This window comes from Streptomyces sp. NPDC021093 (assembly GCF_044333135.1).
Classification (GTDB): domain Bacteria; phylum Actinomycetota; class Actinomycetes; order Streptomycetales; family Streptomycetaceae; genus Streptomyces.
On record NZ_JBIRQJ010000005.1, the window covers coordinates 193,998 to 213,634 of the forward strand.

The 19,637-nt window shown below is 71.9% G+C and carries 19 protein-coding genes; 13 read left to right on the forward strand and 6 right to left on the reverse strand.

Going from position 1 to position 19,637, the window contains the following annotated elements; translation table 11 throughout:
• Nucleotides 1-17 precede the first annotated feature (17 nt).
• Nucleotides 18-299: an Lrp/AsnC family transcriptional regulator gene (locus ACH4SP_RS16935; protein WP_189821770.1), complete on the reverse strand. Its 282-nt coding sequence runs from the start codon at nucleotides 297-299 to the stop codon at nucleotides 18-20.
• Entirely contained in the window at nucleotides 296-997 is a 702-nt protein-coding gene (locus ACH4SP_RS16940; protein ID WP_398416286.1) for a rhomboid family intramembrane serine protease, read from the reverse strand. Before ACH4SP_RS16940 ends, ACH4SP_RS16935 begins: the two co-directional genes overlap by 4 nt.
• A 279-nt stretch (nucleotides 998-1,276) precedes the next feature.
• Between ACH4SP_RS16940 and ACH4SP_RS16945 the strand changes: the two genes are divergently transcribed.
• From ACH4SP_RS16945 to ACH4SP_RS16965, 5 genes are all read left to right on the forward strand, one after another.
• Complete coding sequence (locus ACH4SP_RS16945; RefSeq protein ID WP_362422100.1) at nucleotides 1,277-1,522, forward strand: hypothetical protein; 246 nt, start codon at nucleotides 1,277-1,279, stop codon at nucleotides 1,520-1,522.
• A gap of 69 nt (nucleotides 1,523-1,591) precedes the next feature.
• Nucleotides 1,592-2,953, forward strand: a complete 1,362-nt coding sequence (locus tag ACH4SP_RS16950) for an NYN domain-containing protein (RefSeq protein ID WP_398416288.1) — start codon at nucleotides 1,592-1,594, stop codon at nucleotides 2,951-2,953.
• A 276-nt stretch (nucleotides 2,954-3,229) separates the two neighbouring features.
• On the forward strand, nucleotides 3,230-4,273 hold the full coding sequence (locus ACH4SP_RS16955) for an NlpC/P60 family protein (RefSeq protein WP_398415483.1): 1,044 nt from the start codon (nucleotides 3,230-3,232) through the stop codon (nucleotides 4,271-4,273).
• A 299-nt stretch (nucleotides 4,274-4,572) separates the two neighbouring features.
• Nucleotides 4,573-5,607 carry an NlpC/P60 family protein gene (locus ACH4SP_RS16960; protein WP_398415485.1) on the forward strand — a complete coding sequence of 345 codons (1,035 nt, stop codon included), beginning with the start codon at nucleotides 4,573-4,575 and terminating at the stop codon, nucleotides 5,605-5,607.
• Nucleotides 5,608-5,657: 50 nt separating this feature from the next.
• The gene (locus ACH4SP_RS16965; protein WP_398415487.1) at nucleotides 5,658-6,896 is read left to right on the forward strand and encodes a hypothetical protein; all 1,239 of its coding nucleotides are present in this window, start codon (nucleotides 5,658-5,660) and stop codon (nucleotides 6,894-6,896) included.
• On the opposite strand, the gene ACH4SP_RS16970 is transcribed toward ACH4SP_RS16965, so the two are convergent.
• Complete coding sequence (locus ACH4SP_RS16970; RefSeq protein WP_398415489.1) at nucleotides 6,872-8,242, reverse strand: glycosyltransferase 87 family protein; 1,371 nt, start codon at nucleotides 8,240-8,242, stop codon at nucleotides 6,872-6,874. The two genes, ACH4SP_RS16965 and ACH4SP_RS16970, sit on opposite strands and share 25 nt — an antisense overlap.
• Before the next feature lie 96 nt (nucleotides 8,243-8,338).
• On the opposite strand from ACH4SP_RS16970, the gene ACH4SP_RS16975 reads away from it, so the two are divergent.
• On the forward strand, nucleotides 8,339-9,481 hold the full coding sequence (locus ACH4SP_RS16975; RefSeq protein WP_398415491.1) for a glycosyltransferase family 4 protein: 1,143 nt from the start codon (nucleotides 8,339-8,341) through the stop codon (nucleotides 9,479-9,481).
• Nucleotides 9,482-9,631: 150 nt separating this feature from the next.
• On the opposite strand, the gene ACH4SP_RS16980 is transcribed toward ACH4SP_RS16975, so the two are convergent.
• The gene (locus ACH4SP_RS16980) at nucleotides 9,632-11,428 is read right to left on the reverse strand and encodes an AMP-dependent synthetase/ligase (protein ID WP_398415493.1); all 1,797 of its coding nucleotides are present in this window, start codon (nucleotides 11,426-11,428) and stop codon (nucleotides 9,632-9,634) included.
• Nucleotides 11,429-11,730: 302 nt separating this feature from the next.
• Here ACH4SP_RS16980 and ACH4SP_RS16985 point away from each other — a divergent pair, with 302 nt between their 5' ends.
• The 6 genes from ACH4SP_RS16985 to ACH4SP_RS17010 all read left to right on the forward strand — a co-directional run bounded on the left by ACH4SP_RS16985 (nucleotide 11,731) and on the right by ACH4SP_RS17010 (nucleotide 16,916).
• Nucleotides 11,731-12,507: a metallophosphoesterase gene (locus tag ACH4SP_RS16985; RefSeq protein ID WP_398415495.1), complete on the forward strand. Its 777-nt coding sequence runs from the start codon at nucleotides 11,731-11,733 to the stop codon at nucleotides 12,505-12,507.
• A gap of 149 nt (nucleotides 12,508-12,656) precedes the next feature.
• Nucleotides 12,657-13,103: an SRPBCC family protein gene (locus ACH4SP_RS16990; protein WP_398415497.1), complete on the forward strand. Its 447-nt coding sequence runs from the start codon at nucleotides 12,657-12,659 to the stop codon at nucleotides 13,101-13,103.
• Nucleotides 13,104-13,153: 50 nt separating this feature from the next.
• Nucleotides 13,154-14,425 carry an ArsA family ATPase gene (locus ACH4SP_RS16995; RefSeq protein ID WP_398416290.1) on the forward strand — a complete coding sequence of 424 codons (1,272 nt, stop codon included), beginning with the start codon at nucleotides 13,154-13,156 and terminating at the stop codon, nucleotides 14,423-14,425.
• 139 nt (nucleotides 14,426-14,564) lie between these two features.
• On the forward strand, nucleotides 14,565-15,077 hold the full coding sequence (locus tag ACH4SP_RS17000; RefSeq protein ID WP_398415499.1) for a DUF5304 domain-containing protein: 513 nt from the start codon (nucleotides 14,565-14,567) through the stop codon (nucleotides 15,075-15,077).
• Nucleotides 15,078-15,154: 77 nt separating this feature from the next.
• Nucleotides 15,155-16,096: an ROK family glucokinase gene (locus ACH4SP_RS17005; RefSeq protein ID WP_398415501.1), complete on the forward strand. Its 942-nt coding sequence runs from the start codon at nucleotides 15,155-15,157 to the stop codon at nucleotides 16,094-16,096.
• Nucleotides 16,097-16,172: 76 nt separating this feature from the next.
• Complete coding sequence (locus ACH4SP_RS17010; protein ID WP_398415503.1) at nucleotides 16,173-16,916, forward strand: endonuclease/exonuclease/phosphatase family protein; 744 nt, start codon at nucleotides 16,173-16,175, stop codon at nucleotides 16,914-16,916.
• Nucleotides 16,917-17,050: 134 nt separating this feature from the next.
• Here ACH4SP_RS17010 and ACH4SP_RS17015 read toward each other — a convergent pair whose 3' ends face one another.
• Entirely contained in the window at nucleotides 17,051-17,665 is a 615-nt protein-coding gene (locus tag ACH4SP_RS17015; protein WP_398415505.1) for a hypothetical protein, read from the reverse strand.
• A complete protein-coding gene (locus tag ACH4SP_RS17020) occupies nucleotides 17,658-18,437 on the reverse strand; it encodes an alpha/beta hydrolase (protein WP_398415507.1) in 780 nt (259 codons plus the stop codon). Before ACH4SP_RS17020 ends, ACH4SP_RS17015 begins: the two co-directional genes overlap by 8 nt.
• Nucleotides 18,438-18,783: 346 nt before the next feature.
• On the opposite strand from ACH4SP_RS17020, the gene ACH4SP_RS17025 reads away from it, so the two are divergent.
• Nucleotides 18,784-19,581, forward strand: coding sequence for a lysophospholipid acyltransferase family protein (locus ACH4SP_RS17025; RefSeq protein WP_398416292.1), 798 nt, complete (start codon nucleotides 18,784-18,786; stop codon nucleotides 19,579-19,581).
• Nucleotides 19,582-19,637 lie beyond the last annotated feature (56 nt).

Here is a 19,637-nt window from a genome sequence, read left to right on the forward strand (position 1 = left end):
GGTACGGGGCAGAGGCGTCAGCCGTCGAGGCCGATCGCGAACGCGGCCTCCAGGTCGTGCTGCGAGTACGTACGGAACGCGACGTGCGTGTCCGTGCCCTCGACGCCCGGGATCTTGCTGATGGAGCCGGGGATGATGTCCGCCAGGTCGTCGTGCCGTCCGACGCGCACCATGGCGATCAGGTCGTACGTACCGGTGACGGAGAAGACCTCGCTGACGCTGTCCAGCGCGGCGATCGACTCGGCGATCTCGGGGATCCGGTCCACGCTGGTCTTGATGAGCACGATCGCGGTGATCACGGCTGGCTTTCTCCCTCGGTGGCCGGTGGTACTGCTGAGCTCTTCACTCTAGTCGTACGGCGACCACGCGCAGACGTACGCCGATAGCGCGCCCACGCGTAGAGGAAGCCGACGGCGAAGCCCACCACGTGCGCGAGATAGGCCACCCCCGCCCCGGTGCCCAGTCCCTGCGCGGCCAGCCACTGGAGCACGAACCAGAAGATCAGCACGATCCAGGCGGGGAAGCGCAGCGGGAGGAAGAGGAGGAAGGGGAAGAGGCTGGTGACCCGGGCGCGGGGGAACAGGCGCAGGAACGCGCCGAGTACGGCGGAGATCGCCCCCGACGCCCCGACCAGCGTCTCGTCGGAGGACGCGTGCACCAGGGCGTACACGGTCAGGGCGAAGTAGCCGGTGACGACGTAGAAGAGGGCGAAGGCGGTGCGGCCCATGCGCTCCTCGGTCATCGCGCCGAAGACGTACAGGAAGAGCACGTTGCCCAGCAGGTGCAGCCAGTTGCCGTGCACGAAGAGGGCGGTGAACGGGGTGGCGAGGGAGTGCGGGGTGGCCCGCACCAGCTCGTCGGGGACGACGCCCCAGCGTTCGAAGTACGTGCTCTGGGCCGCGGCGAGGGCGTCGCCGGTGCCGTACGAGGGGTTGAAGCCGGAGGCCGGGCCGAGGAGGAAGACCACACAGCACACGCCGATCAGGGCGTAGGTCACGACGGGGGCGTGCGCGAGGTCCTGCCAGCGGGCGGCGACGTTCCGAGCCGTTCCGGCGGCCTTGGCCGTGACCTTGATCATGGGTTCGAGCATGACGCAACGTCCGGGCCCTTCCGGGCTGCCCCGCCGATCTCAAGGGTCGGCCGCCCTCCGCGCGGGGTACCGGTAAGGCCGTAGGGTTGCGCGCAGGGTATCCGCAGTTCGACGGCGCACCGCGGCAACGACGTACGACGGCACGCGTGCAGACGCGTGACGACACTTGAGAAGAGGACGGTACGCATGACGACGACGGTTCCCCTGCCGACTGCCGGTACCCGGTGGCGCTGCACCCTCTGCGGAAACCTCACCCGGTTCGACGTGACCCGCTCGTCGAAGGTCGTCGAGTACGTCCACCTCGACCTGGCCGGGGAGTCGAAGGTCGAGGAACGCGAGGTGGTCAGTGAGACCATCGAGTCCGTGCGCTGCCGCTGGTGCAACGCGGTGGACCAGATCGAATTGGTGGACAGGCCGGACGCCGTCTCCTAGGTAACCCTGGGAGTACCGGTGCCCGGCAGGGCAGTACCCGTGAGGGTATGGAAGGTAGTGGGGTGACGGATCGTGGAGCCTGCAAGCGGCGCTGAGCCGGCCGGCCCGGCCGACGACGCCGCAGAGGTGCTCGACCGCCCGTTGCCGGAGGGTGTGCGACGACGGGTCGTGACGCTGGTCTCGGACGCCTTCGGCGGCCTCAGCGTCGCGGAACTCCCGGCCCAATTGCGGCAGTACGCCCGATTCACCCCCACCAGACGCGCCAAGTTCGCGGGCAACGCGATGGCGGCGGCGCTGGAGAGCGACCCGGTCTTCCGGCAGCGCATCGGCGAACGGCTGCGCGAGGCGCAGCCCGAGCTGGCGAGTGCGCTGGAGGCCGGGTCGCCGCCTGCCGCCGCCGACCCCGTCGACGTCGCGGCGGCTGCGTACGTCCTGCGCCCGGTCGGCTGGGTCAAGCTGGTGGCCGCCGCGGGCGAGGAGGCGCAGCGCGCCGACGCCGAGCGCGCCGACGAGGCCGCCCAGCAGGAACTGGAGCAGCTGCGCGCCGAGCTGGCCGACGCCCGGGAGCGCACGAGGGCGGAGACCGACCGGCTGCGCACCGAACTCGAAACCGCCCGCAGGGAGTCCGACGCCGCCCAGCGCAAGCTGCGCGGCGCCCTCAGTGACGTCAAGCGCGGCGAGGCGGCGCTCCGCAAGAACCAGGCCGAGATCGACGGCATCCGCAGCGAGGCGGCCGCCCAGGTCGCCGCGGCCGAGGCGGAGACGCGGCGGCTGCGGGCCAGACTGGGGGAGGCCGAGGCGTCCGCCGAGGCCGGGCGCCGTGCCGTACGGGAGGGGCGCAGCGTCGAGGACATGCGGCTGCGGCTCCTCCTGGACACGGTCCTTGAGGCCGCCCAGGGGCTGCGTCGCGAGCTTGCCCTGCCGCCTTCCAGCGGGCGTCCCGCGGACACCGTGGACGCGGTCGAGCCGGGGCGGATGTCGCCCAAGGACATCGCGGCCAGGGCCCTTTCGGACACGGATCCGGCCGTTCTGGACCAGCTGCTCGCGCTGCCGCAGGCGCATCTGGTGGTCGACGGCTACAACGTGACCAAGACCGGCTATCCGACGATGCCGCTGGAGAAGCAGCGGCTGCGGCTGCTCGGCGGGCTCTCCATGCTGGCCGCCGCGACCGGCGCCGAGGTCACCTGTGTCTTCGACGGCGCGGAACTGGCCGCTCCGGTGCTGCTCGCGCCGCCGCGCGGGGTGCGGGTGCTGTTCAGCAAGGCGGGCGTGACGGCCGACGAGCTGATCCGTCAGCTGGTACGGGCGGAGCCGACCGGGCGGCCGATGATCGTGGTCTCCACGGACCGCGAAGTCGCGGACGGGGTCGCGAAGTCCGGCGCCAGGCCGGTCGCTTCGGCGATGCTGCTGAAGAGGCTTTCGCGCGTTTAGAGGGAGTGGGGTGTGATGCCCAACTTCTGTGCTTGTTGCCCGAATTGAAGCGATCCCATGCTGGCTTTCTGTCAACTCCCCATGACACAGCGTGTGGCGCGAGCGATGAATGTGCTGCGAGGGCGAGATTTTTCCTGTGAGGATTTGAACTGATCACAAGAAGGTCACTAAGGTCTGGGCTCGAACCTTCGCGCGGTTGATCACTCATCCGGAGTATCAGTGAGGGTCACCGCCAACCACGCCGGTCGGCGGCTGAGGAAGAAGGAGCTCGCCTCCGTGGCGTCCCACCGTCGACCCAAGCAGCCGAGCCGCTTCCGGGTGACCGCGCTCACCGTGACCGCCGCCGCAGCCGTGGTCATGTCCTCCCAGGCGGCCAACGCCGCGCCCAAGCCGGACAAGAAGGAAGTCAAGGCGAAGGTCGACGCGCTCCACGAGGAGGCGGAGGGCGCAACCGAGAAGTACAACGCGGCGAAGGAGAAGCAGGGGACCCTGGAGAAGCAGGTCAAGAACCTCCAGGACTCGGCGGCCCGCGGCCAGGGCGAACTCAACGAGATGCGCAAGGGTCTCGGTTCGCTGGCCACCGCCCAGTACCGGTCCGGTGGCATCGACCCGTCGTTCCAGCTCTTCTTCTCCTCCGAGCCGGACCAGTTCCTGGACCGCGCCGCGGCGATGGACCAGCTGAGCGGCAAGCAGGCCGAGTCGCTCCGCAAGATCCAGGCGAAGCAGCGCACCCTCGCCCAGCAGCGCGAGGAGGCGTCGGGCAAGCTCGCCGACCTCTCCGCCGTGCGCAAGGAGCTCGGCGAGAAGAAGCAGACGATCCAGGGCAAGCTCGCCGAGGCGCAGAAGCTGTACAACACGCTGACCGCCGCCGAGCGGGCCGCCATGGAGAAGAAGGAAGAAGAGCGCGCCAGCCGTGACGCGGACGAGCGCGCCGACTTCGGCGGCGGCGAGGTCGCGGCCGGCTCCGGCGTGGGTGCCGCCGCCATGGCCCAGGCCAGGACGAAGATAGGCGCGCCGTACGACTGGGGCAACAAGGGCCCCAACGCGTTCGACTGCTCCGGGCTGGTCTACTGGGCGTTCCAGCAGATCAACGTGACGGTGGGCGGCAGCACGTACAGCCAGGAGAGCGCGGGCCGGAAGATCTACGACCGGAGCGAACTGCGCCCCGGCGACCTGGTCTTCTTCAACAACCTCCAGCACGTGGGCTTCTACGCGGGCAACGGCATGTCGCTGCACGCCCCGAAGCCGGGCGCCAACGTGCGCGTCGAGGACATGAAGTACCTCGGCCCGTTCCAGTTCGGAGTGCGCGTCGGAGGCTGAGTCCGACGCATCCCCGGCACCCGGGTGCCGCTCGCGACGCGCCCGCGATACCCGGAGTCCGAGGCCGAACACACCGCCCGTTCGGGCGAATTGTGATCCGCCGTGCTGACTGCCCGCCCCGCCGATGACCTGGTCACCGGCGGGGCTTCGTGCTGTCCCGGGCCCTTTCGCGGGCGCCCGGGTCTTTGGCCGCCGTGTGACGGTCCCGCTACTGTCTGCCAGCGCAGTGACCGTCGAGGAGTCCGCCCGCCCGGGCGGCAGGGCGCTGCCACCCAGCAGTGGAAGGAGTGCGGCTTCCTGTGGCGTCACACCGTCGTCCCTCGCAGTCCGGGCTCACACAGAGCACCCGGGTCACCGTCCTGTCCGCCGCGGCCGCGACCGCGGCGGCGGCTCTCGGGGCCGGCCAGGCCCATGCCGACCCGGTGGGCGCAGGCGCGACCACGGCCACCCAGGCCACCGTCGACCGGCTCTTCGCGCAGGCCGAGAAGGCCACCGAGCAGTTCAACCAGGCCAGCGAGCGCGCCGACACGCTCCGCAAGGACGTCGGCAGGGCCCGCGACCGCACCGCCCGCGGCCAGGAGCGCATCAACCGGATGCGCGGCGTGCTCGGTCAGCTGGCCGGAGCCCAGTACCGGTCGGGCGGCATGGACCCGTCGGTGTCGCTGCTGCTGTCCGAGAACCCGGACGGCTACCTCGACAAGGCCGCCGCCCTCGACCGCATCAGCGCCCGCAACGCGGGCAAGCTGCACGAACTCACCGAGGCCCAGCGCCGGCTCGACCAGGAGCGCGCCGAGGCCTCCCACAAGCTGGCCGAGCTGGACCGCAGCCGGGCCGTCGTCTCGCGCCACAAGCGCACCGTCGAGCACAAGCTCGCCGAGGCCCGCCGGATGCTCCAGGCGCTGCCCGCCCCCGAGCGCGCCGAGTTCGACCGCGCGAACCGCAGCGGACGCGACACGATGCCAGACATGTCCGGCATCATGCCCTCGTCGTCGCGTGCCGCCGCCGCAGTCCTGGCCGCCCGCAACGCCGTCGGGAAGCCGTACGTCTGGGGCGCCAACGGCCCTTCGGGATTCGACTGTTCGGGCCTGATGCAGTGGTCGTACAGCCAGGCAGGCGTCTCCCTGCCGCGCACCTCGCAGGCCCAGCGGTACGCCGGCCAGCAGGTCTCGCTCGACCAGGCGCAGCCGGGCGACCTCGTCGCCTACCGCGACGACGCCAGCCACATCGGGATGTACATGGGCAACGGGCAGGTCGTGCACGCGCCCTACCCGGGGGCCCCGGTGCGCTACGACCCGGTGGGCATGATGCCGGTCTCGTCGGTGACCCGGGTCTGAGGCGCCGCACTCGCCCGATCCGTCCGATCCGTCCGCCGTACGATCGCCCCATGGCAGGTCACACGGGCGGCAGACGGTACGGGCGGCGGGCGGTGCTCGCCCTGGGGCTCGGCGCCGGGGGGCTCCTCGCGGGGTCCTGCGCAGCCCCGCCCGCACCGGCCGACACCGCCTCCCGGGACGTACGGCGGCTGCTTGAGCGGCGGGCCGCCGCCCTCGCCGGCCGCGACAGGGCCGCCTTCCTCGGCGTCCTCGAACCCGGCGCGGCAGGGCTGCGCGAGCGGCAGCGGCAGGAGTTCGACCACCTGGCGGGGGTGGGGCCCGCGACCTGGGAGTACGAGCTGACCGGGCTCGACAGGACCGGCGAAGGACTCGCCACCGCACGGGTGGACCTGCGGTACCGGATCGCGGGGTACGACACGGTGCCCGCCGTCACCGCCCGCCTCGTCGACCTGGTACGCCGCGCGGGGCAGTGGTACGTGGCGGGGGACCGGCCCCGGCAGGCCGGTGCGCAGGAGATCTGGCAGCAGGGCCCTGTGACCGCCGTGCGCGGGAAGCGGGCGGTCGTCCTGGGCGCCGGGCAGGACCGGGACCGGCTGCGCTCGATCGCGGACACCGCCGACCGTGCGACGGCCGCCGTCGCACGTGCCTGGCCCGGAGCGCGCGACCTCAAAGAGGTGCTCCTCGTACCGTCGACGCTGGACGGGATGGGGGCACTGCTCGGGGCACCGGCCGCCGGGTACCGGGGCATCGCCGCCGTCACCACCGGGGCGAGCGGCGGCGGGCGGCGGACATCGGCGGACCGGGTGATCGTCAACCCGGAGGCGTACGGCGTGCTGGGGGCGGCCGGACAGGAGGTCGTCCTCACCCACGAGACGACCCACGTGGCCACCCGGACGGTCACCACCGCGTCGACCCCCATGTGGCTGTCCGAGGGCTTCGCCGACTGGGTGGCCTACCGGGAGAGCGACCGGGCCCCGGTGCAGGTCGCCCCCGAACTCCGGCGGACCGTCGTGCGGGACGGGCCGCCCGCCGTCCTGCCGGACGACGGGGACTTCGGCTTCACCGGGGACGCGGAGCGGCTGGCCGGGGCGTACGAGGGCGGCTGGCTGGCCTGCCGGATGATCGCCGAGCGGTCCGGCGAGCGGGCGCTCCTCGCGTTCTACCGCTCCGTCGGCGGGCACCCGCAGCGCGACGGGGCGGTGGAGAACGCGCTGCACGGCGAACTCGGCACCGGGCTCGATGAGTTCACCGCCCAGTGGCGCGCCTACTTGCGGGCCCAGCTCGGCTGACGTTCCGCCGCGGCCGCCGCCTGTCCGGACTTCCCGGCCTGTCCGGCCTGCCCTGCCTTCCCCGCCGGTACGTGGCGCTGGGTGGGCAACGGGTGCGAGGCGCCCGCAGGTTCGGTGACCGTGTGCCGCCACAGGGTGCGGCAGGCCAGCACCGTCGCCGCCACCAGCAGGCCGTTGCGCACGAACATCAGGGACAGGCCCAGGGCGTCGCTGGAGACCACGTGCGAGAACCAGATGGGGAATTCGAGGCAGGTGACGAAGGTCGCCGCCAGCACCAGGTGCGCGGGGCGGTCCATCCGGCTGCCCCGGAACACCAGACAGGCGGCCGCGAGCCCCACCAGCCACAGCAGGTACTGCGGGCTGATCACCCGGCTCGTCGTGGTGAACAGCAGCACCGCCACGAAGGCGGCGTCGCAGGCCGTCGAAGCGGTGAACAGCCGGGCCCGCAGCCGCCACACCAGCAGCCACCCGAAGGCCAGCACGGTGAGCACCATCGCGAGGGTGCTCACCAGGGACACGTACGGGCCGAGGAACTCCACCGAGCCGTAGTTCAGCAGCACTTCGCCCTCCCAGCCGAAGTGCCGGGCCACGTGGAAGACCAGCGCACCCAGCGACTCCACCTCGGTGCCCCGGTCCCGCTGGAACGTCAGGAACGCGAGCGCACCCGGCATCGACACCGAGAACAGCAGCACCAGCGCGCCCGCCGTCAGCAGGAACGCCGTCCACGACGTCCGCGTCGTGCGCCCGCGTGCCGTCCCCGCGAGCAGCATGGCGGGCCAGACCTTCAACAGGGCCCCCAGGGCCGCCAGGGCCCCCATGGCGCGCGGCCTGCGGGCGCCCGCGAGCAGCGCCGCGACCGCGATGCCGGTGACCATCACGTCGTAGCGCGCGTACGAGGTGGGGCCGAGCAGCGCAAGACCGGCGATCCACACCCAGGCGCCCGCCATCCGCTTGCCGGGGCGGCGGCCCGCGTACAGCAGCAGCCCGGTCACCACGGCGTCGGCGAGGAACGCGAGGACGAAGAAGGCGTGGGCGTAGTCCAGGAACGGCAGCAGCCCGGGGGAGAGGACCGCGAGGGCGGCGGCCGGCGGGTACTGCCAGGTGATGTCGTCGAGCGGGAAGGTGCCGCTGCGCAGCACCTCGTACCAGCCCTGGTAGATGACCGAGATGTCGCTCGTGACGTCGGGGCCAGGGAAGACCAGCACCTTGAACACGCAGAGCAGCAGCAGGGTCCTGGTGACGACCCAGAGCGTCACGGGCGCGGCGGGTACGGTGCGTACGAAGGGTACGGATCGTACGACGGGCAGGGCCGGGAGGCCGGGGCGTCCGGTGCCGCTCGTTGTCATGACCATCCTTGTCCGGGGCGAATTCGGTAGGGACATGATGCAGGGCGCGGACGTGCCTGGGCGATGACGCGGGGCCGCCCGGTACTGTCGGCGGCGATGGACAAGACCTTGATCGTGACCAACGACTTTCCGCCGCGCCCCGGCGGCATCCAGGCGTTCCTGCACAACATGGCGCTGCGGCTGGACCCCGGGCAGCTGGTCGTCTACGCGTCCACCTGGAAGCGCGGGCGCGAGGGCGCGGAGGCGACGGCCGCCTTCGACGCGGAGCAGCCGTTCCCGGTGGTGCGGGACCGTACGACGATGCTGCTGCCGACGCCCCGGGTCACCCGGCGCGCCACGCAGCTGCTCCAGGAGCACGGCTGCACCTCGGTGTGGTTCGGGGCGGCGGCGCCGCTCGGGCTGATGGCGCCCGCACTGCGCCGTGCGGGAGCCCGCCGACTGGTCGCCACCACGCACGGGCACGAGGCGGGCTGGGCCCAACTCCCGCTCTCCCGGCAGCTGTTGGGGCGGATCGGCGAAGGCACGGACACGATCACCTATCTGGGCGAGTACACACGGTCGCGGATCGCCGCCGCACTCACCCCCGAGGCCGCCGGACGGATGGTCCAGCTGCCGCCCGGCGTCGACGAGAAGACGTTCCACCCCGGCTCGGGGGGCGCCGAGGTCCGCGCGAGGCTCGGGCTCACCGACCGGCCCGTGGTGGTCTGTGTGTCCCGGCTGGTGCCGCGCAAGGGGCAGGACACCCTCATCGAGGCGATGCCGCGGATCCTGCGTGCGGTGCCCGACGCGGTGCTGCTGGTCGTCGGCGGCGGACCGTACGAGAAGGACCTGCACAAGCTGGCGCAGGACACCGGGGTCGCCGACTCGGTGCGCTTCACGGGGGCGGTGCCCTGGGCGGAGCTGCCCGCGCACTACGGGGCCGGTGACGTCTTCGCGATGCCGTGCCGGACCCGGCGGGGCGGTCTCGACGTCGAGGGCCTCGGCATCGTCTACCTGGAGGCGTCCGCGACCGGGCTGCCGGTCGTCGCGGGCGACTCGGGGGGCGCGCCGGACGCCGTACTGGACGGGGAGACGGGATGGGTGGTGCGCGGCGGCGACCCGGCCGAGTCCGCGGACCGCATCGTGACCCTGCTCCAGGACCCGGACCTGCGCCGCCGGATGGGCGAACGGGGCCGGGCCTGGGTCGAGGAGAAATGGCGCTGGGACCTGCTGGCGGAGAAGCTCAAGACACTGCTGTAGTACACGAGCGGGGCGCCCCCTTCAGGGGCGCCCCATTAGGGGCGCGGGGCTGTGCTGATTTGCGGCTCCGCCGCGTGGGCGCGACCAGCCACAACGCACCCGCAGGTGCACCACGCCCCCCGCCCAGCGCCAGCGCTCAGCGCCCCGCGCTCACGCCCGGTAGATCGCTTCGATCTCGTCCGCAAAGTCCTTCGCCACCACATTCCGCTTCAACTTCAGCGAAGGCGTGATGTGGCCCGCCTCCTCGGTGAACTGGGTCGGCAGGATGCGGAACTTGCGCACCGACTCCGCCTTGGAGACCGCCGCGTTCCCGTCGTCGACCGCGCTCTGCACCGTGGCGAGCAGGTCGGCGTCGTCCCGCAGCGTGACCGCCGTCGAGTCCGCGGGCTTGCCGTGCTCCACGGCCCACCGGCCCAGGAACTCCTCGTCGATGGTGACCAGCGCGCCGACGAACGGCCGCCCGTCGCCGACCACCATGCACTCCGCGACCAGCGCGTGCGCCCGGATGCGGTCCTCGATGACGGCCGGGGCGACGTTCTTGCCGCCCGCCGTCACGATGATCTCTTTCTTGCGGCCGGTGATCGCGAGGTAGCCGTCCTCGTCGAGGGTGCCGATGTCACCGGTGTGGAACCAGCCGTCGGTCAGCGCCTCGGCGGTGGCCGCGGGGTTGTTCCAGTACCCCTTGAAGATGTGCTCGCCGTGCAGCAGGACCTCGCCGTCGTCGGCGATCCGCACGACCGAGCCGGGCAGCGGCTGTCCGACCGTGCCGACCTTCGGCCGGTCGTACGGGTTGAACGCGGTCGCCGCACAGGACTCGGTGAGCCCGTAACCCTCAAGCACCGTGAACCCGATGCCGCTGAAGAAGTGGCCCAGGCGCTCGCCCAGCGGGGCGCCGCCGGAGATCGCGAACTCGCAGCGCCCGCCGAGCACCGCGCGCAGCTTGCTGTAGACCAGCTTGTCGAAGACCTTGTGCTTGAGCTTGAGGCCGAGCGTCGGGCCCTCGGGGGTGGCGCTCGCGCGGCTGTAGGCGATCGCCGTGTCGGCGGCCTTGTCGAAGATCTTGCCCTTGCCGTCGGCCTGCGCCTTGGCGCGCGCCGAGTTGTAGACCTTCTCGAAGACGCGCGGCACACCGAGGATCAGCGTCGGCCTGAAGGAGGCCAGCTCGTCGGTGAGGTTCTTGATGTCCGGTACGCAGCCCAGCTTGATCGGCGCCATCACGGACGCCACCTCGACGAGCCGCCCGAAGACGTGCGCGGCGGGCAGGAACAGCAGCACCGAGCACTCGCCGGTGCGGAACAGCGGCTTCAGGCGCTCCACCACATTGCCGCACTCCGCGAAGAAGCTGCGGTGCGTGAGTACACAGCCCTTGGGGCGTCCCGTGGTGCCCGAGGTGTAGACGATGGTGGCCGGGTCGTCGGCGCCCGCGACCGCGCTGCGCTCGTCGACCGTCTCGTCGGAGACGTCCGCGCCGAGCCCGTTCAGCTGCTCGATCGCACCGGACTCGATCTGCCACACCTGCTTGAGGGCGGGCAGCCGCTCCCGTACGGACTCCACGGCGGCGGCGTGCGCCTCGCCCTCGACGAGGACGGCGACGGCGCCGGAGTCACCGAGGATCCACTGCACCTGCTCGGCGGAGCTGGTCTCGTACACGGGTACGGTCACCGCGCCCGCGCTCCAGATCGCGAAGTCCAGCTGCACCCACTCGTACCGGGTGCGGGACATCAGGGCGACCCGGTCGCCCGGCTCGACACCGGCGGCGATCAGGCCTTTGGCAGCGGCACGCACCTCGGACAGGAACTGGGTGGCGGTGACATCGGTCCATGTACCGGCGACCTTGCGGCCCATGACCGCGGTCTGCGGGTGCTGAGCGGCGTTGCGGCGGATGAGATCCGTCAGATTGCCGTCCGAGGGGACCTCGTACAAAGCCGGAAGGCTGAACTCGCGCAAGACTGCTGCTCCTCATCAGGCACCGGTCGCCACATCAGCGTGGAGCCGGCTGCGGTCCAAGGTCGGGCAGGTGCTCAGTGGGGGATGAGCACGACTGGACTGCCCGGACGTTACCCACGAGTACTCGGTTCCCGATAGGGGGTCCCGGCCAGATGTACGCTGCGTCACACTGTTCGGGCGTCGCCTACCGCACAGTAATCCACGCCGGGGGCGACTCGGAAGTAACCGCAGGTCCGGCCGGTCCGCCGGTGGCCCCGACCGCCTTCTACCGGGCGATCGGCCGGGGTTCTAGGCTGATCGCCATGCGAGTTCATGTGGTGAGCGACGTGCACGGGAACGCGGCTGACCTGGCCCGCGCGGGCGACGGGGCCGACGCGCTGATCTGTCTCGGCGACCTCGTCCTGTTCCTCGACTACGCCGATCACTCGCGCGGCATCTTCCCCGACCTCTTCGGCACCGAGAACGCCGACCTCATCGTGGAGCTGCGCACCGCCCGCCGCTTCGACGAGGCCCGCACGCTGAGCCGCCGGCTGTGGGCGGGCCTCGACCGGCAGGCCGCCACGGACGCCGCGGTGCGCAAGCAGTACGCGGAGATGTTCGCCGCCTTCCCCGAGCCGACGTACGCCACGTACGGGAATGTCGACATGCCGACGCTCTGGCCCGACTTCGCGGGCCCCGGCACCGTCAGTCCCGGCACCCGCGTGCTCGACGGGGAGCGCGTCGAGATCGGCGGACTGGTCTTCGGCTTCGTCGGCGGCGGGCTGCGCACCCCGATGAACACGCCCTTCGAGATCGGCGACGAGGAGTACGCGGCCAAGGTCGAGGCGCTCGGCGAGGTCGACGTGCTCTGCTCGCACATCCCGCCCGAGGTGCCGGAGCTGGTGTACGACACGGTGGCACGCCGCTTCGAGCGCGGCAGCGGCGCCCTCCTGGAGGCGATCCGCAGGACCAGGCCCAGGTACTCCCTGTTCGGGCACGTCCACCAGCCGCTCGCCCGCCGGATGCGGATCGGGTCGACCGAGTGCGTGAACGTCGGGCACTTCGCCTCCACCGGCCGGCCCTGGGCCCTGGAGTGGTGAAGGCCCGGCCCCGGGGCCGTGGAGGGCGGTGCCGCCGGAGCCCTGGGGAGGCGGACGGGGCCGGTCACGATAGCCTTCACGCGGCACGAGCCTTCACGCGGCACGCACCAGCCAGCCCACCCCGGTCCGGACCCTGAGGAGCCATCGCGATGGCGGAACACACGAGCTCTAGCATCACCATCGAGGCGGCACCGGCCGATGTCATGGCCGTCATCGCGGACTTCGACCGCTACCCCGACTGGACGGGCGAGGTGAAGGAGGCCGAGGTGCAGGCCAAGGACGACAAGGGCCGCGCCGAGAAGGTCCGCCTGGTGCTCGACGCCGGTGCGATCAAGGACGACCACACCCTCGCCTACACCTGGACCGGCGACAACGAGGTCAGCTGGACCCTCGTCAAGTCCCAGATGCTGCGCGCCCTCGACGGCTCGTACCGCCTCGCGGCCACCGCGGGCGGCGCGACCGAGGTGACGTACCAGCTCACCGTCGACGTCAAGATCCCGATGCTCGGCATGATCAAGCGCAAGGCCGAGAAGGTCATCATCGACCGCGCCCTGGCCGGTCTGAAGAAGCGCGTCGAGTCCGGCCCCAAGAACTGACCTGAGGGGTACGGGAGTTCTGGAGTTCGGGGGGTTCTGGCATGAGCGTGGTGCGTACGGTCCTGGTCACCGGTCCCGGCGGTGCGGGCCGCACCACAGTGGCGGCCGCGACCGCCCTCGCCGCCGCCCGCGAGGGTGCGCGCGTGCTGCTCCTCGGCACGGACCGGGAGGACACCCTGGGGGCGGCCCTGGGGACGTCCGTCGGCGCGATATCCGCCGGCCCGCCGTCGCCTCTTGAGGCGGCCCCTCCGGAGACCTCCTCTCCGGAGGCCTCTCCTCTTGAGGCCGTCCCTCCGGGGGAGGCCCCGAACCTGTTCGTCGCGCGCATCGACGCCGCCGACGACTTCCGAACGGAACTGGCCGCCCTCCAGGAGCGCGCGGGCGCCGCCCTCGACCTCCTCGGCGCCACCGCCCTGGACGCCGACGAGCTCACCGAACTCCCCGGAGCCGAGCCGCTCGCACTGCTCAGGACCCTGCGGACGGTGTGCGGCGCTCGGCCCGCCGCGTCCGGAGCCCCGTACGACCTGGTCGTGGTCGACATGCCGCCGACGCACGCCACCCTCGCCGCCCTCGCGCTGCCCGGGCAGCTGCGCCGCTATCTGCGCAGGCTGCTGCCGCCGGAGCGGCAGGCCGCCCGTTCGCTGCGGCCGATGCTGGCGCAGCTCGCCGGGGTGCCGATGCCCGCCCAGTGGCTGTACGAGACGAGCGCACGGTGGGAGGCCGAACTGGCCGCCACCCAGGCCGTGGTGGAGAACCCCGCCCTGTCGGTGCGCCTGGTCGTCGAGCCCGGTCCTGCCGCCGCGGAAGCCCTGCGCACCGCCCGCCTCGGGCTCGCGCTGCACGGCCTCGCCCTGGACGCGGTCGTCGCCAACCGGATGCTGCCCACCGCCTCCCCCGACCCCTGGCTCGCCGCGCTCTCCGCACAGCAGCAGGAGCACCTCAAAGAGGTGCACGAGGGCCCGCAGGCGGTACGCGAACTGCCCCACCTGGGACGCGCCCCGCACGGCGTGCAGGACCTGGCGCTGCTCTCGTACGAAACGGGGCGCGCTCTCGCGGGCGGTGTCCCGGAGCGCACCGTCGAGGACCGGATCGCCGAGGACGGCGTGCTGGTGTGGCACCTGCCGCTGCCCGGTGCGGCCAAGAGCGAGCTCGGCCTCGTCCGGCGCGGCGACGAACTCGTCCTGACCGCCGGGCAGTTCAGGCGGATACTGCCGCTGCCGTCCGCGCTGCGCAGGTGCACGGTGTCGGGCGCCGCACTCGGCGACGGTGTGCTGCGGGTGCGCTTCACCCCCGACCCGGGGCTGTGGCCGCAGGGCCGGTGAGTCCCGGCCGTGCGCGGCTGATCGAGGCCGTGCCGCCCGGTGGCGGAGGGGTGACGAGGCCCTGAACGGCGTACCGCTGTTCGGGTAACGTCGAAGGCGTACGGATCCGTTACTTCACCCCGCGTCGCAGGAGTGCGCCATGAGCGAAGCCACCGACCGCCCCGACGAGCCCCGTGCGTCCCAGGCGTACGACGCGGACGCATGGGCGACGGCGTGCGAGGAGGACCTGGCCGCCGAGAAGGCCCGCCGCCGCGCACAGTACGGACCGCAGTCCGGATCGGCCGCCGAGGAGCTGCGGCGGCTGATGGACGCGGTCGCCGGCAAGGTCTCCTCGCTCCAGTCGCCCCTGTTCGGCATGGCCGCACAGGGGGTCGCCCAGCAGTTCGTTCAGCAGGCGAAGGCAGTCGTCGAGCCGGTCGTGGAGCGCAACCCGCAGGTCTTCGACCACCTCGCGGCAGCGGGGAACGAGCTGCTCGCCGCCTACCGGTCGGCAGTCGCCGGACACGAGCAGCGCTGGACGAAGGAGTCCACCGATTCCGCAGGACGTACGGACAGCCGGTCGGACCGCATGGACAAGTCGCCCAAGTCATCCGAAGGTGGACCGGATGACCCCGAGGACCGTTCAAAAGGTGAACACATCGACCTCGACTGAGACCCCTCCTCGGGTACGGTGGCCCGGGGAGCCTGTCGCTGGCTCCGAGCGGGGTTCGACCTAAAACTGAGGGACACATGGGACTCACCATCGGCGTCGACATCGGCGGCACGAAGATCGCGGCCGGAGTGGTCGACGAAGAGGGACAGATCCTCGAAACGTACAAGGTGAAGACACCGCAGACCCCCGAGGAAATGGTCGACGCGATCTCCGCGGCGGTCTCCGAGGTCAGTACGGGCCACACGATCGAGGCCGTCGGCATCGGTGCCGCCGGCTACGTGGACGACAAGCGCGCCACCGTGCTCTTCGCCCCGAACATCAACTGGCGTCACGAGCCGCTCAAGGACAAGGTCGAGCAGCGCGTCGGCCTGCCGGTCGTCGTCGAGAACGACGCCAACGCGGCCGCCTGGGGCGAGTACAAGTTCGGGGCCGGCAAGGGCCACGAGGACGTCATCTGCATCACCCTCGGCACCGGCCTCGGCGGCGGCATCATCATCGGTAACAAGCTGCGCCGCGGACGCTTCGGCGTGGCCGCCGAGTTCGGCCACATCCGGGTCGTCCCGGACGGGCTGCTGTGCGGCTGCGGCAGCCAGGGCTGCTGGGAGCAGTACGCGTCGGGCCGCGCGCTCGTCCGCTACGCCAGGCAGCGCGCCAACGCCACCCCGGAGAACGCCGCGATCCTGCTCGGCCTCGGTGACGGCACCGTCGAGGGCATCGAGGGCAAGCACGTCAGCGCCGCCGCCCGGCAGGGCGACCCGGTCGCGGTCGACTCCTTCCGCGAGCTGGCCCGCTGGGCGGGATCGGGCCTGGCCGACCTGGCCTCGCTCTTCGACCCGTCCGCGTTCATCGTCGGCGGCGGCGTCTCCGACGAGGGCGAACTGGTCCTGGACCCGATCCGCAAGTCGTTCCGGCGCTGGCTGATCGGCGGCCAGTGGCGGCCGCACGCCCAGGTGCTCGCGGCGCAGCTCGGCGGCAAGGCCGGGCTGGTGGGCGCGGCGGACCTGGCACGCCAGGGCTGAACACCCGTCCGGGGCTTCATCCGTGCCCGTCGCGTCCTCTTCAGGACTCGGCGGGCACCGGTCTATGTTGGCCCGCATGGCGACCGATCTCCTGCCCCCGTCCGTCACGGAACCCGACGGCTCGGCCGTCGTCCGCGTCCTCAGCTACAACATCCGCTCGATGCGCGACGACCGGAACGCGCTGGCCCGTGTGGTCCGGGCCTGCGAGCCCGATCTCGTACTGATCCAGGAGGCGCCGCGCTTCTTCCGCTGGCGCAAGAAGGCCGCGTGGCTCGCCGCGCACAGCGATCTGGTGGTGCTGGGCGGCGGGGCGACGGCGGCGGGCCCGCTGCTGCTGTGCTCGCTGCGGGCGACGGTGGAACGGACCGAGGACGTGCTGCTGCCGCGCACCCCCGGACTGCACCAGCGGGGATTCGCGACGGCGGTGGTACGGATCGGGGGCGCGCGGCTCGGGGTGCTGAGCTGCCACCTGAGCCTCCAGGGGGAGGAGCGGTACGCGCAGGCGGGGCTGCTGCTCGATCAGCTGGCCGCGATGGGGGTCACCCATGCGATCGCCGGGGGCGATCTGAACGACCGGCCGGACGGGAAGTCGTTCCAGCTGCTGGCGAGCTCCTTGCAGGACTGCTGGGCGGTGGCGCCGTGGGGCGGCGAGTACACCTCCGTGCCGGAGAACCCGCACCAGCGGATCGACGCGATCTTCGCGACGGAGGGCGTGAAGGTACTGGGGTGCGGAGTGCCGGAACTGCCGCCGGCGGACGTGCGCGCGGCCACGGACCACTTGCCGGTGCTGGCGGCGGTACGGGTGCCGGCCGGCGGCTGAGGGGGCAGGCATTTAGGGGCGCGGGGAACTGCGCGACCAGCCACGACGCACCCGCACGAAGACCACCGGCCCGGCGGCCAGCCACGACGCACCCGCACGAAGACCACCCACCGCCCTGCGCCGAGCAGCCCGCCTCAGACCACCGCCCCGCGGCCCGGGTCCTCGTCCTCCTCGTCCGAGTGGCTCATCCGCGCCACCAGCGTGCCGAAGCCGCCCAGGAAGCCGCCGATGCCCAGGACCTGGATCCACCAGGTCATGTCCCAGCCCAGTACGACCGCCAGCAGCATCAGCAGCGGACCGCCGACCACCGCCAGCCAGGCGAACTTGGACGTGACGTCGGCCTCCGGAAGCTCCGGGTCCGGCGGCACGAAGTGCCCCTCGTCGCCGTCGTCGAGGTCGTCGTCCTTCGCCTCGGCCGGGGCGAAGTCCCGGGGGCCGCCCGCACCGACGCCCGGGGCGAAGACGACCGAGCTGCCCAGCGGCCGGTCCTCCACGGACCCGGGCCCGGAGCCCGACCTGCCCGGCCCGTCGCCGTTGACCCCGTCCTCCAGCCGCGCCAGGTCGTCCACCGACTTGAAGGGCTTCGCCCCCGGCGGGTCCGGCGGCTCGTCCCCGTACCCCGCCACGATCGCCTCCCAGACAGCGGTCTCGTCCAGAGGAGTGGCGGCGTCGTCCTTCCGGCCGTCGCTGACGGCCTCCGGCTCCCGCTCCTCCTCGCGGTCCGCGCGCTCCGCGTTGTGCTCAGCCACCGGCAGTGCTCCCCTTCTTCCCGACGCTCGGAGCGAGGCGGCCGATGAACGCGTGACTCTCGTCGAAGATCCGCTTCGCGTCATGGTCCAACGTCGCCACGTGGTAGCTCTGTTCCAGCAGGATCTCGGTGACGTCGGCCGACGAGACCCGGCTGAGGACACGGGCCGAGTCGGCGGGCGGCACCACGTGGTCCTGCGGGCTGTGCAGCAGCAGGAGCGGCTGGGTGACCTGCGGCAGCTCGCCGTCGACCAGGCGGAAGAACTTCCGCAGCGAGTGCGCCGCGTGCAGCGGGACCCGGGTGTAGCCCACTTCGTGGGCGCCCTCCAGGGCGATGTCGTCGGCCACGCCCTTGGTGGTGCGTACGAAATGACGGGCGACCGGCAGGGCGTGGGCCGCGAGGCCGTGCACCTTGTTCCCCGGGTTGACGACGACGATCCCGGCGACCGCGTCGCCGTGCTTGGCGGCCAGCCGCAGCGCGAGCGCGCCGCCCATGGACAGGCCGAAGACGAAGACCTGCGAGCAGCGCTCGGAGAGGGCGCGCAGCTCGCGGTCCACCTCCGCGTACCAGTCCTGCCAGCCGGTGAGCTGCATGTCCTCCCAGCGCGTGCCGTGGCCGGGGAGGAGCGGCAGGGACACCGTCAGCCCCCGCTCGGCCAGATGGTCGGCCCAGGGACGCAACGACTGCGGGGAACCGGTGAAGCCGTGGCAGAGAAGGACGCCTACCTCTCCGCCCTCGTGGCGGAACGGCTCGGCTCCAGGGAGGACCGGCACCGGGGTCTCCTGTTCATGAGGACGGACGGGGCGGTACGGACGCTACAGAGGGTTCGGACGGTACAGAGGGTACGGACGGTTCAAAACCGCACGGGCGAAGCGGAGAACGGGCTGCGCCGAGGGGTCCTGAAGATGACTTCACCGTACGCGACCGGACCGACACCGACCAGGTCCGTCGGCCCTCCGGCCCAGGGGCCCTACCCGTCCGAAGGACCGCCGGGCACGAGAACGCACCCGCCCCGCGGTACCGCGGGGCGCGGGCACGCGCGTGGGAGAGAGCGCAGGCCGCACACGGGTTATGGTCTTTTCGACAGACAAGGGAAGGCACACGTTGATCTACGGCGCAATGAAGTTCTCCATCGGAGGGTCCCTGAAGCTCGCCTTCAGGCCCTGGGTGGAGGGCCTCGAAAACATTCCCGCGGACGGGCCGGCGATCCTCGCGAGCAACCATCTGTCGTTCTCGGACTCCTTCTTCCTGCCGGCCGTGCTGGACCGGAAGGTCACCTTCATCGCCAAGGCGGAGTACTTCACCTCGCCCGGTGTGAAGGGCAGGCTCACCGCCGCCTTCTTCAAGGGCGTCGGCCAGCTCCCGGTGGACCGCTCCGGCGCACGGGGTGCGGGCGAGGCGGCGATCAAGGCGGGCATCGAGGTCGTCGAGGGCGGCGGCCTGTTCGGCATCTACCCGGAGGGCACCCGCTCCCCGGACGGACGCCTGTACCGCGGCAAGCCCGGCGGCCTCGCGCGCGTGGCGCTCGCGACCGGCGCCCCGGTGATCCCCGTCGCGATGATCGACACGGAGAAGATCCAGCCGCCGGGCAAGGTCGTCCCCAAGTTGATGCGTCCCGGCATCAGGATCGGCAAGCCGCTCGACTTCAGCCGCTACCACGGCATGGAGGGCGACCGCTTCATCCTGCGCTCGGTGACCGACGAGGTCATGTACGAGATCATGAAGCTCTCCGGCCAGGAGTACGTCGACATCTACGCCACCGCCGCGAAGCGGCAGATCGCGGACGCGGAGAAGGCGGCCAAGGCGGAGAAGGCGGAACTGGAGAAGGCCGAGAAGGCCGCCCAGGCAGAGCTGGAGAAGGCGGCGAAGGCCGCACAGGCGGAAAAGACGGCACGGGCGGAACGTTCCGGGGACTAGCTGCGTCGTCCGTCGCAGGGGCCGTCCGGCCCGCAGGGGCGTCCGTCCAGGGGTGG

Bases quoted from the DNA above. Each gene is read 5' to 3' on its own strand.
- ACH4SP_RS16945 (WP_362422100.1), top strand. From the start codon at position 1,277: ATGACGACGACGGTTCCCCTGCCGACTGCCGGTACCCGGTGGCGCTGC.
- ACH4SP_RS16965 (WP_398415487.1), top strand. From the start codon at position 5,658: ATGGCAGGTCACACGGGCGGCAGACGGTACGGGCGGCGGGCGGTGCTC.
- ACH4SP_RS16970 (WP_398415489.1), bottom strand. From the start codon at position 8,242: ATGACAACGAGCGGCACCGGACGCCCCGGCCTCCCGGCCCTGCCCGTC.
- ACH4SP_RS16975 (WP_398415491.1), top strand. From the start codon at position 8,339: ATGGACAAGACCTTGATCGTGACCAACGACTTTCCGCCGCGCCCCGGC.
- ACH4SP_RS16985 (WP_398415495.1), top strand. From the start codon at position 11,731: ATGCGAGTTCATGTGGTGAGCGACGTGCACGGGAACGCGGCTGACCTG.
- ACH4SP_RS16990 (WP_398415497.1), top strand. From the start codon at position 12,657: ATGGCGGAACACACGAGCTCTAGCATCACCATCGAGGCGGCACCGGCC.
- ACH4SP_RS17000 (WP_398415499.1), top strand. From the start codon at position 14,565: ATGAGCGAAGCCACCGACCGCCCCGACGAGCCCCGTGCGTCCCAGGCG.
- ACH4SP_RS17005 (WP_398415501.1), top strand. From the start codon at position 15,155: ATGGGACTCACCATCGGCGTCGACATCGGCGGCACGAAGATCGCGGCC.
- ACH4SP_RS17010 (WP_398415503.1), top strand. From the start codon at position 16,173: ATGGCGACCGATCTCCTGCCCCCGTCCGTCACGGAACCCGACGGCTCG.
- ACH4SP_RS17025 (WP_398416292.1), top strand. From the start codon at position 18,784: ATGAAGTTCTCCATCGGAGGGTCCCTGAAGCTCGCCTTCAGGCCCTGG.